Below are 15,036 nucleotides of genomic sequence, written 5' to 3'. Positions count from 1 at the left end.
CACGACGCCCGCAAAGGGCATCGAAACATGCAGCAACCGGTGAGCCGGCCCTCGGTTTGCCTTACGCCCTTTCCATTCGGGAGAACCGACCATGAACGCCTTGCGGCGCGTCTGGGAGCACTTCGAGGAAGGCTTTATCGCTTTCCTCCTGGCGGCCATGACGCTGATCACATTCGTCTACGTGATCCTCAACAACTTCTACACCCTGTTCTACTGGCTGGGTGATACCTTCGGCGGTAACGAGCTGCTGCTCGGCATCGGCGACGCCATTCTCGACATGGCCCAGGCGATGACCTGGAGCAACGCCCTGACCAAGGCCCTGTTCGGCTGGCTGATCTTCTTCGGCCTGGCCTATGGCGTGCGCACGGCCGGCCACATCGGTGTCGATGCCCTGGTCAAGCTGGCCCCACGCGGTGTACAGCGCGTCATCGGCGTGATCGCCTGCTCGGCCTGCCTGGGCTACGCCGGCCTCATCGCGGTCGGCAGCTACGACTGGGTCAGCACCCTGTTCAAGGCCGGCATCGGTGCCGAGGACCTCGGTCACTACGGCATCCAGCAATGGCATATCGGCATGATCGTGCCCTTCGGCTACGCCATGGTGTTCATCCGCTTCCTGGAAATCCTCGTGCGCATTCTGCGTGACCAGCAGACCGGCCTCGGTCTGGCGGATGAAGCCGCTGACGCCCTGAAAATCAATGAGCATGAGGAGCCCAAGCAATGACCGTTCTGTTCCTCTTCCTGCTGCTGTTTTTGCTGATGTTCATCGGCGTGCCGATTGCAGCCTCGCTCGGCCTGGCCGGTTCGATCACCATCATGCTGTTCAGCCCGGACTCGGTGCGCTCGCTGGCGATCAAGCTGTTCGAGACCTCCGAACACTACACCCTGCTGGCCATTCCGTTCTTCCTGCTGTCCGGTGCCTTCATGACCACCGGCGGCGTGGCCAAGCGCCTGATCGACTTCGCCAACGCCTGCGTCGGCCACATCCGTGGCGGTCTGGCCATCGGTGCGGTACTGGCGTGCATGCTGTTCGCCGCCCTGTCCGGCTCGTCGCCGGCGACCGTGGCCGCAGTCGGCTCCATCGCCATCGCCGGCATGGTGCGTTCCGGTTACCCGCAGGCCTTCGGCGCCGGCATCGTGTGTAACGCCGGTACCCTGGGCATCCTGATTCCGCCGTCGATCGTGATGGTGGTGTACGCCGCCGCCACCGAGCAGTCGGTGGGCAAGCTATTCATGGCCGGTGTGATTCCGGGCGTGATGCTCGGCCTGGTGCTGATGATCGCGATCTACATCGTCGCGCGCATCAAGAAGCTGCCAGCCCTGCCACGCGCCAGCTTCCGCGAGTGGCTGCGCGCCGCGCGTGAAGCGTTCTGGGGCCTGCTGCTGATGGTGATCATCCTCGGCGGTATCTACAGCGGCATGTTCACCCCGACCGAGGCTGCGGCCGTGGCGGCGGTATATGCCGGCTTCGTCGCCCTGTTCGTGTACAAGGATCTGAAGATCCGCGAGTGCCCGAAGGTGCTGCTGGAGTCCGGCAAGCTGACCATCATGCTGATGTTCATCATTGCCAACGCCATGCTCTTCGCTCACGTACTGACCACCGAGCAGATCCCGCAGCAGATCACCGCCTGGGTGGTGGATCTGGGTCTGCAGCCGTGGCAGTTCCTGCTGGTAGTGAACATCGTGCTGCTGATCGCCGGTGCCTTCATGGAGCCGTCGGCGATCATCCTGATCCTGGCACCGATTCTCTTCCCCATCGCCATGCAACTGGGCATCGACCCGATCCACCTGGGCATCATCATGGTGGTGAACATGGAAATCGGTCTGATCACACCACCAGTGGGGCTGAACCTGTTCGTCACCTCGGCGGTGACGGGTATGCCGCTGACGGCTGTGATCCGCGCGGCGATGCCCTGGCTGATGCTGCTGCTCAGCTTCCTGGTGATCATTACCTACGTGCCTGCCGTGTCGCTCGGCTTGCCGAACATGCTCGGCATGTAAGGGTTCAAACCTACGCTGTTTGGTACTCCATGTACCCACTCTGCCCGGCCTTTGTGCCGGGCTTTTTTTGCGCGAAATAATCTGATGAAAACTACTGTAGCCATTTGAGTGCGTGCACATTTCCACAGCAGTGCACACAAGCGCCTGTGGTCACGTAAAGTTACGCTCGATATCGCCAAGGAAACCGTCACATGATCAAGCGCAGCCTGAAATCCATCGTCACCACCTGGTTTACAGGCCTGTTGTCGTTGCTGCCACTGGTTCTGACTCTGGCATTGCTGGCCTGGATATTCAGCCTGCTCAATCGCCTGGTCGGCCCCTCGACCCTGATCGGCCAGCTGTCTGCCGCCCTCGGCCAACCGTTTTCCAGCAACAGTTACCTGGCCTATCTACTGGGTTGCCTGGTGCTGCTGGCCAGCCTCTACCCACTGGGCCTGGCCGTGCAACTGGGCCTGCGCCGGCCCCTGTCCTGGCTGCTCGACCGCACCCTGCGGCGCACGCCGCTGATCGGCAACTTCTATAACCTGGCCGACCGCTTCGTGGGCCTGCTGGACAAGAGCAAGAACCCGGACATCACCACCATGGCGCCGGTGTGGTGTTTCTTCGGTGGTGACGGCGCAGCGGTACTGGCTCTGCGCCCAAGCTCGGAGACGGTGGAACTGGAAGGCCGTGCCTACTGCGCCATCCTCATTCCCACCGCGCCGATTCCGGTCGGTGGCGGCCTGCTCTACGTACCGGAGACATGGATACGCCCCGCCGACATGGGGGTGGATCAGTTGACCAGCATCTATGTGTCCATGGGCCTCACGCCGCCTGGCAAGCGTAATGTCGAGCAGTTGCCTCCGGTGGTGATCAAGCCTTAGGGATGTTCTGAAAAAGCCATTTATCGTCACTCCCGCGAAGGCGGGAGCCCAGGTGACTCGTAGGTTCTGGATACCCGCCTGCGCGGGCATGACGGCTTTCTCGGCGTTTCCTTAGGCAAGCGGCAAGCTGGTGGTGGACTTGATCTCCGACAGCGCGACGATGGAGTTCACCTCCTGGATACCTGGCACCAGCGACAGCTTCTCGAAGAAGAAGCGCTCATACGCCTCGATATCGCGGGTGACGATGCGCAGCATGAAATCCACCGCGCCCATCAGTACATGGCACTCCAGCACCTCGGGAAACTCGCGCATAGCCTCGGCGAACTCGGTCAGGTTGGAACGCCCATGAGCGTTGAGCTTGACCTGAGCGAACACCTGCGTGTGCAGGCCGATGCGCTTGCGATCGAGCAGGGTGACCTGCTTGCGAATCACCCCCTCCTCCTTGAGGCGCTGGATACGGCGCCAGCACGGCGACTGCGACAGACCGATGCGCTCGGCGATCTCCGCAGTGGAGAGACCAGCATCTTCCTGTAGCAGGGCAAGAATGCGTTGGTCGTAAGTATCCAGCACGATGGACATAAAAAACCCCCAATACCCGATTAACAAGGCAAGTTTATCCATGAAACCTGGAATAACCCATAAAACCAGGCAGAACTTTTGCCGAATTAGGGCGGAAACTTAAGCAAAACCTGCCCGAGCTTCCGCCATGCCAGATACCACCCCGTTTCCGTCCGCCCATAACCGCCGCGATCCCTGGCAGGATCGCCCTGACGCCTGCGTTGAATACCAGCTGCGCACCGACGCCGAAGCCGACGTGATGTGCCGCCTGCTGGGGCTGTTTGCACAATTGCAGTTATTACCTGAGGCCTTGCACATGGAACGCCTGCAGGACGACCTGCATATCAGCCTGCGTCTGTCTGGCCTGTCGCTGCATCGCGCCGGCGTGCTGGCGCAGAAACTGCGCAGCCTGGTCTGCGTATGGGAGGTGACCTGGCAACACCTGGATCACAGCCTGGTCACGGAGGTGGCCTGAAGCGGCGACTCATCACGCATGGGCCTTCGCCCTTGTGCTGCTTTTCGGGCATCCTAGCCAGGCTGAAAGGCCGTTGAAAAACGGCCTGCTAACCTTGTTCAGGCCGACCCCGAGGAGCTCGCATGTCCGCCTTCACCGCTACCGCCCCTGACCGTGTACTGGACCTTGGCGACCTGCTGCGTGAGCTGGTGGCCCAGGGCCGGGTCGAGCAGGACGTGGCCGAGCAGTGCCTGGCGATTCGCCGCAGCTCACTGAACAACACCCAACATCCGCTGGAGTTCCTCGCCGCACAGCAGGTCAACGACCTGACGCGCCCGGGCAAGAAGCTCGACCTGGAAACCCTTACCGTCTGGCTGGCCGACTTCGCCGGCCAACCCTACCTGCGCATCGATCCACTGAAGATCGACGTGCCGGCCATCACCCCGTTGATGTCCTACGCCTTCGCCCAGCGTCACAAGATCCTCGCCGTGGCAGTGGACAGCGAAAGCGTCACCATCGCCAGCAGCCAGCCGCTGGTGCACAGCTGGGAGGCCAACCTGGTGCACGTACTCAAGCGCCCGATCAAGCGCGTGGTGGCCAACCCCAGCGATATCCAGCGCTTCACCACCGAGTTCTATCGCCTGGCCCGCTCGGTCAGCGGCGCCAATGCCACCGATCAAAAGATCAGCGGGGTCGGCAACTTCGAGCAATTGCTCAGCCTCGGCGCCCAGGATCAGGAGCCGGACGCCAACGATGCGCACATCGTCAACATCGTCGACTGGCTGTTCCAGTACGCCTTCCAGCAACGTGCCAGCGATATCCACATCGAGCCACGCCGCGAGCAGGGCACTGTGCGTTTTCGCATCGACGGCGTGCTGCATACCGTCTATCAGTTCCCTGCCCAGGTCACCATGGCGGTGGTCAGCCGCCTGAAGAACCTCGGGCGCATGAACATCGCCGAGAAACGCAAGCCACAGGATGGCCGGGTCAAGACCAAGACCCCGGACGGCGGCGAAGTGGAATTGCGCCTGTCGACCCTGCCGACCGCCTTCGGCGAGAAGATGGTGATGCGTATCTTCGACCCGGAAGTACTGCTGAAAAGCCCGGATCAGCTTGGCTTCTCTCCTGACGACCTGCGCCGCTGGGCCAGCATGACCAGCCAGCCCAACGGCATCATTCTGGTCACCGGCCCCACCGGCTCGGGCAAGACCACCACCCTCTACACCACCCTCAAACAACTGGCGACCGAGGAGGTGAACGTCTGCACCATCGAAGACCCGATCGAGATGATCGAAGGCGCCTTCAACCAGATGCAGGTGCAGCACAACATCGACCTGACCTTCGCCAGCGGCGTGCGCGCGCTGATGCGTCAGGATCCGGACATCATCATGGTCGGTGAGATCCGCGACCTGGAAACCGCCGAAATGGCGATACAGGCGGCACTGACCGGCCACCTGGTGCTGTCCACCCTGCACACCAACGACGCGCCCAGCGCCATCACCCGCCTGCTCGAACTGGGCGTGCCGCACTACCTGCTCAAGGCCACTATCCTCGGCGTCATGGCGCAGCGTCTGGTGCGTACCCTGTGCCCGCACTGCAAGGCACCCGTGCAACTGGACGAAGACACCTGGAACGGCCTGACCCGGCCTTGGAGCTCGCCATTGCCGACCCAGGCGCACCACGCGGTCGGCTGCCTGGAATGCCGTGAAACCGGCTATCGCGGCCGCGCCGGGGTCTACGAAATCATGCTGATCAACGACGCCATCAAGCCGCTGATCAACGCCGACACCGACCTTACCGCCCTGCGCCGCGCCGCCTTCAAGGACGGCATGCGCAGCCTGCGCCTGTCCGGCGCGCAAAAGGTCGCGGCCGGGCTGACCACCATCGAGGAAGTGCTACGCGTCACTCCACAGAGCGAGCAACGCTGATGCTCGTGCAGTCGAGATAGCGGTCGTCGACCAACAGTGGGTGCCAGGCGAACAGGTACTGGCCATCCTTGAGCTGCTCCACCAGCCCACGAATCACCTCCTGCTGTACCGCCGGACAGCCCAGGCTGCGCCCCATGCGGCCGTATCTCTGCGCCCATGTCGGCGCCACGTAATCGGCGCCATGGATCACCAGCGCACGGGCACGCGCCTGGTCATTGAAGCCCGGCTCCAGGCCATCGAGGCGCAGCGAATGCCCATGCCGGCCGCTGTAGCTTTCAGCACCGCGAAACAGACCCAGGCTGGACTGATGGCTGCCGGGCAGATTGGAAAAGCGCTCGGCGAACAGCTCGCCGGACTGGCGACCATGGGCCACGAACTCACGCTGCAGCAGACGCCTGTGCGTCAGATCGAAAACCCATAGGCGCCGCTCCAGCGAGGAATGCGAGTAATCGATCACCGCCAACCGCTTGGCTTCACCCGCACCTTCACGCTCGGCACACCGCAGCGCCTGTAGCGCACCGTGCAACGCACGTATTTCCAACTGCGGCGCTGCACGGTGCAGGGCATTCAGCAGCTCATCGGCCACGGCGCCCTGCCCTGCCAGCAGCAGAGCGGTAAGCAAAAACGCCATCAGCGAACGCGCAAACATGCCCTGGCTCCCACGGATGGCCCGGCATCTGCCCGCCTTGCGAAGGGGTCGGCGGCAGAGCCCAGGCGACTGTGCTTAGATTGATTGATCTGGCAATGGAGTCTATGCGATGTACACCGAAGGGCGATCAGCAAACAGTCTGAGTATGGGTAGCCGCGTCTTCCCATGATCACCTACCTGCAAAACTTGTCGTTCTGGGATTGGTTGGCCCTGGCCACCCTGCTGCTGATTCTCGAGGTGTTCGGCGCCGGAGGCTACCTGCTGTGGGTCGGCCTGGTGGCCGTCGCCGTCGGGGCACTGACCTACCTGTTCCCGGACCTGCCCTGGGTCTGGCAGTTTCTGCTGTTCGGCGCACTGGCAATGCTTTCGGCGCTGCTTTGGTGGCGTCATCAGCAGCGGGCGCGCAAGCTCAGCAGCTGATCGGCCTGGCAACCGGCCATCGCCAGCAAGGAACCACCAGCGGCTTACGCGACTCTTAGGATAGGAACCACCCTTAAGGAGTTTCCTCATGCGTGTAACGAGCCGTGCCGCACTGGCGTTCAGTGCCTGCCTGATCGCCCAGACCGCAGCAGCCGATGGCCTGCTGCGCGATATTCTTTCCTCGGGCGCAACCACCGCCTCGACCTATCTGACCTTCAAGGATCGCAAGCTGGTTGCGGCGGCCGAAGAGGATGCTAGCAGCTTCGTCGCCAGTAACGGCGAAATCCGCGGCCCACATCTGGAAGCGGCAATGCAGCAACTGCGCAGCGCCAACCCGCAACTGCAGGACGCCGACGATATGGCACTGGCCAGCGCCATTCTTGCCACCTCGGCAGCGCCAGCTGACAACCCACGCTGAGCCGTAACCAGTCGCCCAAAAAAAATGCCCGCATCCAAAGGGAGCGGGCATTTTTCGTTCAGTTTTTCGGAACATCAGGCCTTAGCAAGCCTCCCGAAAACCTCTCGCCTTACATCAGCGGCAGGGTGTAGCTGACGATCAGACGGTTCTGGTCAACGTCGGTTGCAGCATTGCCGCGCAGCACGCCATAACGCCAGCCCAGACCCAGCCCCTTCATGGCGCCGTCCTGGAACACATAATCAAGTGCAACGTCACGCTCCCATTCTTTTGCCTGAGTACCATTGGAGAGCTGAACGTTGGTGCCCTTCAGATAGGCTACCGAAGCCTTCAGACCCGGTACACCGAGGCCTGCAAAATCGTAGGTATACTGACCGAAGGTGGTGCGCTCACCGGCACGGGTGAAGCTGTGGGCCAGACGGTCGGTCAGCAGGTACACGCTGGAGCCGCCAGCACCTTCGTTGGCCAGGCTGTCATTGACCAGACTCCCTTGGTTCAGCTGGATGAAGTTGCTGTCCTCGGAAACGCGCTGATAGCCCAGCATGATCGCGTGGCTATGCAGGGTGTAGGTGAAGGCGGCGCTCCAGGTGTTGTTGTCGATCTCACCAGTGCCGTCACCGAAGGTGGTATTGGCGGAGTAGCCGCCAGCACGGCCGGCAGCACTGCCGTTCTTGCCATCAGAAGTGGTACGGAAGTAACGCAGATCAGTCTTCAGGCTGCCTTCGCCCAGCGCCAGGTTATGACCCAGACCAGCGAAATGCTGCTTGTAGTAGTCTTCCAGGTTGGCGTAGTAGTACTGCGCAGTCAGATCCTTGTTGATCTTCCAGTCACCACCGCCGAAGTAGAACTTGTTGGAGGCTTGCCTACCGCCATCCACGGCCAGACCGGTGCTGTTGCTCGAGGCACGGCCTACGGCGTGCTCGATCTGACCAGCGGTCAGGGTCAGGTTGTCGATTTCGTTGGAAGTGATCATGCCGCCTTCGAACATCTGCGGCAGCAGGCGACCGTCGTTGGAGGTCAGGATCGGCAGTTTCGGCATCAAGGTACCGACGCGAGCTTCGGTCTTGGAGAAACGAACCTTACCGGTCAGACCACCCTTGCTGAACTCGTCGACAGCACTGCCATCGCTTTCCAGCGGGAACAGTGCGCCCGGAGTACGGTCACGACCAGTCTTGGTAGCACGACCACCACCGTCCAGACGCACGCCCAGCATGCCGACAGCATCGACACCAAAGCCAACGGTGCCTTCAGTGAAACCGGACTGATAGTTGAGAATAAAGCCCTGGCCCCACTCGCTGGCCTCACCATTGTTGTTGGTGGTGTTCACGGTGTTCTGGTCGAAGTAGAAGTTGCGCATGGTCAGGCTGGCTTTGCTGTCACCGATGAAATCGGCGAAGGCGACTTGGCTCAGGCCCAGGGTGCTGGCGGCTACGGCCAGTGCCAGGGAGGTCTTTCTCATTATGTTTCTCTCCAGTGTGTTTAAGGTGACGCATCGTCCGGCGCAGACTTCGGCACGAAGAGGCAGGCCGGCACGAATGGGGCATACGCACCCACAAGCCGGGACAGGTATGAACCAGGCTCGAATGGATACGTGAAAAACTCAGGAAGAACAGAACAACGGCGAACGCAGTGCGGCGGCCGAAACAAGGCGGGCTGAGTGGTGCATGGTGAATGCTCTCTCGTCGTTGTTATTGTGCGCCGACATCCTGGCCGGCATCTGCCGGAGCCTATGCAGATAACGCGCCAGTTCCTGATAGCAGGCCTGCGAGGCCTCTAGAACAACAGGTTACATTTTTCCTGCAGCACAGTGACCATGTAATGACAATCAAGATAGGCAAATTTCCGCTTATGAGAACTTGCTCCCAGGCGGAAAATCGCCAGACCCTCAGCCCAGGACGATCTGATTCTTGCCTTGACGCTTGGCCATGTACATCGCTGCATCGGCACGTGCGTAGAGCGCATCGAGGCTTACATCAGTGGCCAGCAGACTGGTCAGCCCCTGACTGACGGTGATGCCGAAGCTGGTGCCCTCATGGCGAAAGCTGAGGCGTTGCACCTCACGCTGCAGTCGTTCAGCCACCTGCAAAGCCACATCCTGCTCACAGCCCGGGAACAGCGCCGCGAACTCCTCACCACCGATACGTCCGAACAGATCGCCGCGCCTCAGGGCATTGCTGCCGCAATGTGCCAGGCGTCGCAACACTTCATCGCCGATCTGGTGGCCGTACTGGTCATTGATCTTCTTGAAGTCATCGAGATCGAGCAACAGGAAGGCCAGCGGACTGCCGAACTTGCGCGCATGTTCGAACTCGCGACGTGCGCACTCGAAAAAGTGCCGCCGGTTGCTGCTCTGAGTCAGCACATCGGTGGTAGCCAGGCGATGCAGCTCGCCCTCCAGCCGCTTCTTCTCGGTGATGTCTTCGGCGATACCGACGATCACACTGCCGGGCTCAGCGCCCAGCCGAGGGCTGACGAAACACTTGTCGCTGAGCCAGCGCAATTGGCCATCAGCGCGAATGATGCGGTACTCGCGAGACTCCACCGCGCCGGTTTCCAGCACCTTGGCCAGGCTCTCGGCGGCGTAGTCGATATCGTCCGGATAGATGCTGTTGCGCCACTCACCATAGTCGGCCAAAAGCAGCGCGGCGGAACGACCGAAGATGCGCTCATAGGCAGGGCTGACATAGATCATCCGCTGCTCGTTCCAGTCGAAGGCCCAGAGCACGGCATTGACGCTACCAAGCAGGCTACTGAACAGTTGTTCGCGCGCACCCAGGCGCTCTACTTCAGCACGGCTGTGCAGTAGAGCCAAGGTCAGTTCTTCCAACTCGGAAACAGCGTTGCCTTGATCGTCCATTACAGCGGCCATCCGTCCTTCGCCTCGCATTGAAATGAGCATAGTGCGAGCTGTTGGACATACACAAAGGCCCGCCAGTTCGGCGGGCCTTTGCTTGTAACGAGCGGCGGTCAGGCAGTCGCGCTGGATGGTCGCAGCGAGTAGGTCTTGAGCTGCTCGGCAAACTCACGCAGCGACTGGATACCGCTGACCTCGGCCTCGTGTACCCACTGTTTCATGGCTTCGAGCATGTCGTGGCCGTTGCTGCTGGTCTTGACCCAGATCTGCTGCAGCGCCAGGCGCTTCTCGTAGATCACCTTGAGAGCCTGACTCTGCGCCAGCATATCGGCGATGTGCGCGTGATGCTGCTCTTCCAGCAGGCTCGGTTCACGCGACAGCAGACGTTTTGCACGACGGAAAAGGTGACGAACGGACTCGTCGGCCTTGGCCACTTCCTGCTTGACCAATGGCACGATCACCAACTTGCGGTACTGCGCCATGATCTGGAAACGGTTGTTGAGGATGGCCATGGCGGTGTCCATGTCCAGGCTGGCTTTGCCCTCGACCCGATGGGCGATGGGCGCGACACGCTGCACCTGAGCCAGGCCGAAGAAGCTGAACAGCTTGATCCAGGCCCAGCCCATATCGAACTCCCACTTCTTCACCGACAACTTGGCGCTGTTGGGGTAGGTGTGGTGGTTGTTGTGCAGTTCCTCACCGCCGATCAGGATGCCCCAGGGCACCAGGTTGGTGGCGGCGTCGCGGCATTCGAAGTTGCGATAGCCGACAGCGTGGCCAAGACCGTTGATGACGCCTGCGGCCCATACCGGAATCCACATCATCTGGATTGCCCAGACGGTCATGCCAAGTACGCCGAACAGCGCCAGGTCGATGATCGCCATCAACGTCACGCCGCCAATCGGATAGCGGCTGTAGACATTGCGCTCGATCCAGTCATCCGGGCAGTTCTTGCCATAGATACGCAGGGTTTCCTGGTTCTTCGCCTCTTCCTGATAGAGTTCGGCACCTTTGCGCAGCACGGTGCCCAGACCTTTGATGACCGGACTATGCGGGTCATCGACGGTTTCGCACTTGGCGTGATGCTTGCGGTGAATCGCGGTCCACTCGCGAGTGTTCTGACCCGTGGTCAACCACAGCCAGAAACGGAAGAAATGCTTGAGCGCGGGGTGCAGTTCCAGTGCACGGTGCGCAGAGTAGCGGTGCAGATAGACAGTCACGCTGACGATGGTCACGTGTGTCATCAGCAAGGTCGCAGCCACCAGCTGCCAGACCGATAGGTCGAGTAAACCGTTGTACCACATGGGCGCTGTTGCCTCTTGAAGGGGGAACGCGGCTTGTCCTACAAGGACGAACCTGATCACATTATCCCTGACCCATGCCAGAAAACCAGTTGGTCTTTTAGATGAGAATGTTTCAGCAGTGAAGCATCTATACTGGCCAGCATTTACAGGGAGCGCTGCCGCTTGCCCATGCGTATCGACATCGCCGCCTTGCGTCTGACCCTGGGCTACCTCCTGCTCGCCGCTCTGTGGATTCTTCTCAGCGACCATCTGTTGACCGCCCTGGGCCTGTCCGTGACGCAGCAGGAGCGCGTGCAATCCCTCAAGGGCCTGTTCTTCGTCGCGCTCACCAGTTCGCTGCTCTACTTGGTGCTGCACCGCCATGCCCTGCAGTACCGCCGCGCACGCCTGGAACTGGCCAGTAACGAGGAGCGTCTGCGCCTGGCGCTGGATGCCACACGCGATGGCCTGTGGGACTGGGACGTGTCCAGACGCAAGGTATTCTTCTCCGAGGGCTACGCCAGGCTCCTCGGCCTCACTCCGCAAACCCTGGGCGATACCCGCGAAGACTGGGCCGCGCGCCTGCATCCGGATGACGTGGAGCGCGCGCTGCATGCACTCAATGCCGAGTTGAGTGAACAGCCCTACGAGAACCTCTACCGCCTGCGCCATGCCGATGGCAGCTATCGCTGGATTCACTCGCGCGGCCGCCTGCTGCGTGACGAAAACGGCCAACCGCAGCGCTTCATCGGCATAGCCAGCGACATCACCCAGCAACGCGCCATCGACGACAGCCTGCGCCAGGCCGCAGCGGTGTTCGATGCCACCCAGGAAGGGGTACTGGTTACCGATGCCGAACAAAGCATCGTGCACGTCAACCCTGCCTTCAGCCGCATCACCGGTTACAGCAGCGAGGAAATCCTCGGCCAGCACCCCAACCTGCTCAAATCCGGCCGCCACGACACCGCCTTCTACCAGAGCCTGTGGCACGCCCTGCAGAACCGTGGCGCCTGGAGCGGTGAAGTGTGGAACCGGCGCAAGAGCGGCGAAATCTACCCGCAGTGGCAATGCATCCGCGTCATCCACGACGAGCAGGGGCGCGTCAGCCATTACGTGGCGGTGTTCTCCGACATCACGGCGCTCAAGCGTTCGCAGCGTGAGCTGGATTATCTGGCCCACCACGATCCGCTGAGCAACCTGCCCAATCGCCTGCTGTTCACCGAACGCGTCGCCCATGCACTGGAGCGCAGCAAGATCGAGGAACTACGCGGCGCAGTGCTGCTGATCGACCTGGACCATTTCAAGCACATCAACGAAAGCCTCGGCCACAACGTCGGCGACCTGCTGCTCAAGGGCGTCGGTGAACGCCTGCAGCAGGATTTGCCCAGTGGCTGCACGCTGGCCCGGCTGGGCGGCGACGAGTTCGGCCTGCTCAGCGAAAATTGCGCCGACGCCGCTCAGGCAGCCGAGCTTGCACAGCGTCTGCTGCGCAGCCTGGAAACGTTCTTTCGCCTCGACGGTCACGAGCTCTACATTGGCGCCAGCATCGGCATCAGCCTGTTCCCCGAAGATGCCGATAGCGTCGAGCAGATCCTGCGTAACGCCGACTCGGCGCTGTTCAAAGCCAAGAGCAGCGGCCGCGAAGGCTATGCCTTCTATGTGCAGGAGCTGACCGACTACGCCCGTCAGCGCGTGGAACTGGCCAGCAGCCTGCGCCATGCCCTGGACAATGACGAGCTGCGCGTTTACTACCAGCCGTTGCATGACCTGGGTGACGGTAGCCGGGTAGGCATGGAGGCACTGGTGCGCTGGCAGCACCCGCAACGCGGGCTGATCGCTCCTGGCGAATTCATCCCGATTGCCGAGGACAACGGCATGATCGGCGCCATCGATACCTGGGTACTGGAGCAGGCCTGCCGCCAGATGGTGCGCTGGAACGCCGAGGGTTGTGGGCTGAGTTTCGTCGCGGTGAACGTCTCCAGCCGCCTGTTCAGCCGCGGTGAACTCGATATGAAAGTGGCGCAGGTACTGGCAGAAACAGGCCTGCCGCCCGAGCAGCTGGAGCTGGAAGTCACCGAGAGCGCCATCATGGAAGACCCGGATGCAGCGCAGAAACTGCTCATCAGCCTGCGCGCCCTGGGCGTGCGCCTGGCCATTGACGACTTCGGCACTGGCTACAGCTCCCTGGCGCGCCTCAAGCGTCTGCCAGTGGACAAGCTCAAGCTCGACCAGAGCTTCGTGCGCGGCCTGCCTGACGACCCGGAGGATGCCGCCATCGCCCGCGCTGTGATCGCCCTGGGTAAGAGCCTGGGCCTCAAGGTTCTCGCCGAAGGTATCGAACAACCCGCTCAAGCCGCCTTCCTGCGCGAGCTAGGCTGCAACTACGGCCAGGGCTACCACTTCGGCCGTCCGCAACCTGTAGCCAGAGCCGTCGACACCACTACGCTGAGCGAAGCGAAGGATAGCCAGTCCAGCACCAGGAGCTGAACATGCGCGTGCTGATTCTCGAAGACGATCCCTGGATCGCCGATCTGCTCAAGCAGATCGTACTGAGCCTGCGCCCCGGCGCTCGCGTCGACTGCCAAGTGCGCGTGGCAGACGCCATCTCGGCCTGGCAGCGCGAACCGGCGCAACTGGTGATCGCCGACTGGAACCTGCCGGACGGCAGCGGCACTCTTCTATTGCAGGCGGTACGCAGCCAGGACCGTGACGTGGCGCTGGTGATGATCACCGCGCGCGCCGATCGCAATAGCGTGCTCGAGGTGCGCGCCCTGGGCATCAACGCCTTTATCAGCAAACCCTTCCAGGTGCCCAAGGTGCTGGACTGCCTACGCAGCCTGTTACCCGACGATGATGAGCCTCACGTGGCGGCAGCCAACGACGAGGACTTTCTTCACCATCTCGCTGCCTTGCCCGACGAGGAGATCGATCTGCCATTGCGCGACGAACTCTTTCAGCAACTGCGCGACACCACGGCAGCACCCAGCACCCTGGAGCAACTCGGCGAACACTGGCAGCAGGACCCAGCCGTGCAGGCGCGGCTGATCGCTGCGGCCAACAGCAGCCTCTACAACAGCACGGGACAGCCCTGCGCCAGCCTGCCCGATGCCGTGCGCCGACTGGGCGCAGCCACCGCGCTGAACCTGATTCAGGGCCTGGCGCTACGCCCGGCAGCCAGCTTGCAGGACGCCGACCTGAGAACCCTGGGCCAGAACCTGCTGCAGGCGCAGTTGAACCTGCGGCACAAGGTCGATGCACTGGCCAAAGCCTGCCAGCTGGACCCGACACCCCTGCACAGCGCCGCCCTGCTACAACGCATGGGCGAGCTGGCCGTACTGCAGCAGGCACAGATCTGGCGCAACCGCGGTCTGCCGTTGAGCGAGGAACAAGTGCAACAAGCGCTGCGCCAATACAGCGGCGACCTGGCCAGCCGCCTCAAGGCAGATTGGCGTTTACCCATCGGGCTGCGTGAACTGATCGGCGCCTGTTACGGCCTGGCTCCCGGCAATGCGCGCCGTGAGCCGATTCTCATGCGCCTTGCCAGCGTCGAACTGCAGAGCGCCGATAGTCAGGAAGTACAGCGCCTGCGCCGCCTGGCCGGGCTGAGCTGAGGC

14 protein-coding genes are annotated in these 15,036 nt (G+C 61.9%); 9 read left to right on the top strand and 5 right to left on the bottom strand.

Translation table 11 applies throughout. The annotated features are described in order from the left end of the window. Positions 1 to 91 precede the first annotated feature (91 nt). From BLS08_RS19165 to BLS08_RS19155, 3 genes are all read left to right on the top strand, one after another. Entirely contained in the window at positions 92 to 721 is a 630-nt protein-coding gene (locus tag BLS08_RS19165; protein WP_090337199.1) for a TRAP transporter small permease, read from the top strand. Next, positions 718 to 1,998 carry a C4-dicarboxylate TRAP transporter large permease protein DctM gene (gene dctM, locus BLS08_RS19160; RefSeq protein WP_090337198.1) on the top strand — a complete coding sequence of 427 codons (1,281 nt, stop codon included), beginning with the start codon at positions 718 to 720 and terminating at the stop codon, positions 1,996 to 1,998. Before BLS08_RS19165 ends, dctM begins: the two co-directional genes overlap by 4 nt. A gap of 191 nt (positions 1,999 to 2,189) precedes the next feature. Then, positions 2,190 to 2,861: a DUF502 domain-containing protein gene (locus BLS08_RS19155; RefSeq protein WP_090337196.1), complete on the top strand. Its 672-nt coding sequence runs from the start codon at positions 2,190 to 2,192 to the stop codon at positions 2,859 to 2,861. Between the two features lie 111 nt (positions 2,862 to 2,972). Here the strand turns inward: BLS08_RS19155 and BLS08_RS19150 are convergent, their stop codons facing one another. Beyond that, positions 2,973 to 3,440: an Lrp/AsnC family transcriptional regulator gene (locus BLS08_RS19150; RefSeq protein ID WP_090337195.1), complete on the bottom strand. Its 468-nt coding sequence runs from the start codon at positions 3,438 to 3,440 to the stop codon at positions 2,973 to 2,975. 127 nt (positions 3,441 to 3,567) lie between these two features. Between BLS08_RS19150 and BLS08_RS19145 the strand changes: the two genes are divergently transcribed. Both BLS08_RS19145 and BLS08_RS19140 read left to right on the top strand, forming a co-directional pair. Beyond that, the gene (locus BLS08_RS19145; RefSeq protein WP_090337193.1) at positions 3,568 to 3,894 is read left to right on the top strand and encodes a hypothetical protein; all 327 of its coding nucleotides are present in this window, start codon (positions 3,568 to 3,570) and stop codon (positions 3,892 to 3,894) included. Between the two features lie 122 nt (positions 3,895 to 4,016). Then, positions 4,017 to 5,801 carry a type IV pilus assembly ATPase TfpB gene (locus BLS08_RS19140; RefSeq protein ID WP_090337191.1) on the top strand — a complete coding sequence of 595 codons (1,785 nt, stop codon included), beginning with the start codon at positions 4,017 to 4,019 and terminating at the stop codon, positions 5,799 to 5,801. On the opposite strand, the gene BLS08_RS19135 is transcribed toward BLS08_RS19140, so the two are convergent. Beyond that, positions 5,776 to 6,450: a murein L,D-transpeptidase catalytic domain family protein gene (locus tag BLS08_RS19135; RefSeq protein WP_090337189.1), complete on the bottom strand. Its 675-nt coding sequence runs from the start codon at positions 6,448 to 6,450 to the stop codon at positions 5,776 to 5,778. The genes BLS08_RS19140 and BLS08_RS19135 overlap by 26 nt on opposite strands. A 165-nt stretch (positions 6,451 to 6,615) precedes the next feature. Between BLS08_RS19135 and BLS08_RS19130 the strand changes: the two genes are divergently transcribed. Both BLS08_RS19130 and BLS08_RS19125 read left to right on the top strand, forming a co-directional pair. After that, the gene (locus BLS08_RS19130; protein WP_090337188.1) at positions 6,616 to 6,870 is read left to right on the top strand and encodes an NfeD family protein; all 255 of its coding nucleotides are present in this window, start codon (positions 6,616 to 6,618) and stop codon (positions 6,868 to 6,870) included. Between the two features lie 88 nt (positions 6,871 to 6,958). Next, on the top strand, positions 6,959 to 7,288 hold the full coding sequence (locus BLS08_RS19125; protein WP_090337186.1) for a DUF2388 domain-containing protein: 330 nt from the start codon (positions 6,959 to 6,961) through the stop codon (positions 7,286 to 7,288). 109 nt (positions 7,289 to 7,397) lie between these two features. Here the strand turns inward: BLS08_RS19125 and BLS08_RS19120 are convergent, their stop codons facing one another. From BLS08_RS19120 to desA, 3 genes are all read right to left on the bottom strand, one after another. Continuing rightward, positions 7,398 to 8,744 (bottom strand): OprD family porin, encoded by a 1,347-nt coding sequence (locus BLS08_RS19120; protein ID WP_090337184.1) that lies wholly within the window; start codon positions 8,742 to 8,744, stop codon positions 7,398 to 7,400. Positions 8,745 to 9,170: 426 nt separating this feature from the next. Continuing rightward, positions 9,171 to 10,142, bottom strand: coding sequence for a GGDEF domain-containing protein (locus BLS08_RS19115; protein WP_021490639.1), 972 nt, complete (start codon positions 10,140 to 10,142; stop codon positions 9,171 to 9,173). A 110-nt stretch (positions 10,143 to 10,252) separates the two neighbouring features. Further along, positions 10,253 to 11,443, bottom strand: a complete 1,191-nt coding sequence (desA, locus tag BLS08_RS19110; RefSeq protein WP_090337182.1) for a delta-9 fatty acid desaturase DesA — start codon at positions 11,441 to 11,443, stop codon at positions 10,253 to 10,255. A gap of 168 nt (positions 11,444 to 11,611) precedes the next feature. On the opposite strand from desA, the gene BLS08_RS19105 reads away from it, so the two are divergent. Further along, positions 11,612 to 13,909, top strand: coding sequence for a putative bifunctional diguanylate cyclase/phosphodiesterase (locus BLS08_RS19105; RefSeq protein WP_090337179.1), 2,298 nt, complete (start codon positions 11,612 to 11,614; stop codon positions 13,907 to 13,909). A 2-nt stretch (positions 13,910 to 13,911) separates the two neighbouring features. Beyond that, positions 13,912 to 15,033 (top strand): HDOD domain-containing protein, encoded by a 1,122-nt coding sequence (locus BLS08_RS19100; RefSeq protein WP_090337178.1) that lies wholly within the window; start codon positions 13,912 to 13,914, stop codon positions 15,031 to 15,033. The last annotated feature ends 3 nt before the right edge of the window (positions 15,034 to 15,036 follow it).

Origin of the sequence: Ectopseudomonas chengduensis (genome assembly GCF_900102635.1) — a bacterium.
Classification (GTDB): Bacteria; Pseudomonadota; Gammaproteobacteria; order Pseudomonadales; family Pseudomonadaceae; genus Aquipseudomonas; species Aquipseudomonas chengduensis.
The sequence above is the reverse complement of the archived record's forward strand: the minus strand, read 5'-3'. Positions and strand labels throughout refer to the sequence as shown.

Excerpts from the sequence above, each read along its gene's own strand:
- BLS08_RS19165 (WP_090337199.1), top strand. The coding sequence starts at position 92 with ATGAACGCCTTGCGGCGCGTCTGGGAGCACTTCGAGGAAGGCTTTATC.
- dctM (WP_090337198.1), top strand. The coding sequence starts at position 718 with ATGACCGTTCTGTTCCTCTTCCTGCTGCTGTTTTTGCTGATGTTCATC.
- BLS08_RS19155 (WP_090337196.1), top strand. The coding sequence starts at position 2,190 with ATGATCAAGCGCAGCCTGAAATCCATCGTCACCACCTGGTTTACAGGC.
- BLS08_RS19150 (WP_090337195.1), bottom strand. The coding sequence starts at position 3,440 with ATGTCCATCGTGCTGGATACTTACGACCAACGCATTCTTGCCCTGCTA.
- BLS08_RS19145 (WP_090337193.1), top strand. The coding sequence starts at position 3,568 with ATGCCAGATACCACCCCGTTTCCGTCCGCCCATAACCGCCGCGATCCC.
- BLS08_RS19140 (WP_090337191.1), top strand. The coding sequence starts at position 4,017 with ATGTCCGCCTTCACCGCTACCGCCCCTGACCGTGTACTGGACCTTGGC.
- BLS08_RS19135 (WP_090337189.1), bottom strand. The coding sequence starts at position 6,450 with ATGTTTGCGCGTTCGCTGATGGCGTTTTTGCTTACCGCTCTGCTGCTG.
- BLS08_RS19130 (WP_090337188.1), top strand. The coding sequence starts at position 6,616 with ATGATCACCTACCTGCAAAACTTGTCGTTCTGGGATTGGTTGGCCCTG.
- BLS08_RS19125 (WP_090337186.1), top strand. The coding sequence starts at position 6,959 with ATGCGTGTAACGAGCCGTGCCGCACTGGCGTTCAGTGCCTGCCTGATC.
- BLS08_RS19120 (WP_090337184.1), bottom strand. The coding sequence starts at position 8,744 with ATGAGAAAGACCTCCCTGGCACTGGCCGTAGCCGCCAGCACCCTGGGC.
- BLS08_RS19115 (WP_021490639.1), bottom strand. The coding sequence starts at position 10,142 with ATGGACGATCAAGGCAACGCTGTTTCCGAGTTGGAAGAACTGACCTTG.
- desA (WP_090337182.1), bottom strand. The coding sequence starts at position 11,443 with ATGTGGTACAACGGTTTACTCGACCTATCGGTCTGGCAGCTGGTGGCT.
- BLS08_RS19105 (WP_090337179.1), top strand. The coding sequence starts at position 11,612 with ATGCGTATCGACATCGCCGCCTTGCGTCTGACCCTGGGCTACCTCCTG.
- BLS08_RS19100 (WP_090337178.1), top strand. The coding sequence starts at position 13,912 with ATGCGCGTGCTGATTCTCGAAGACGATCCCTGGATCGCCGATCTGCTC.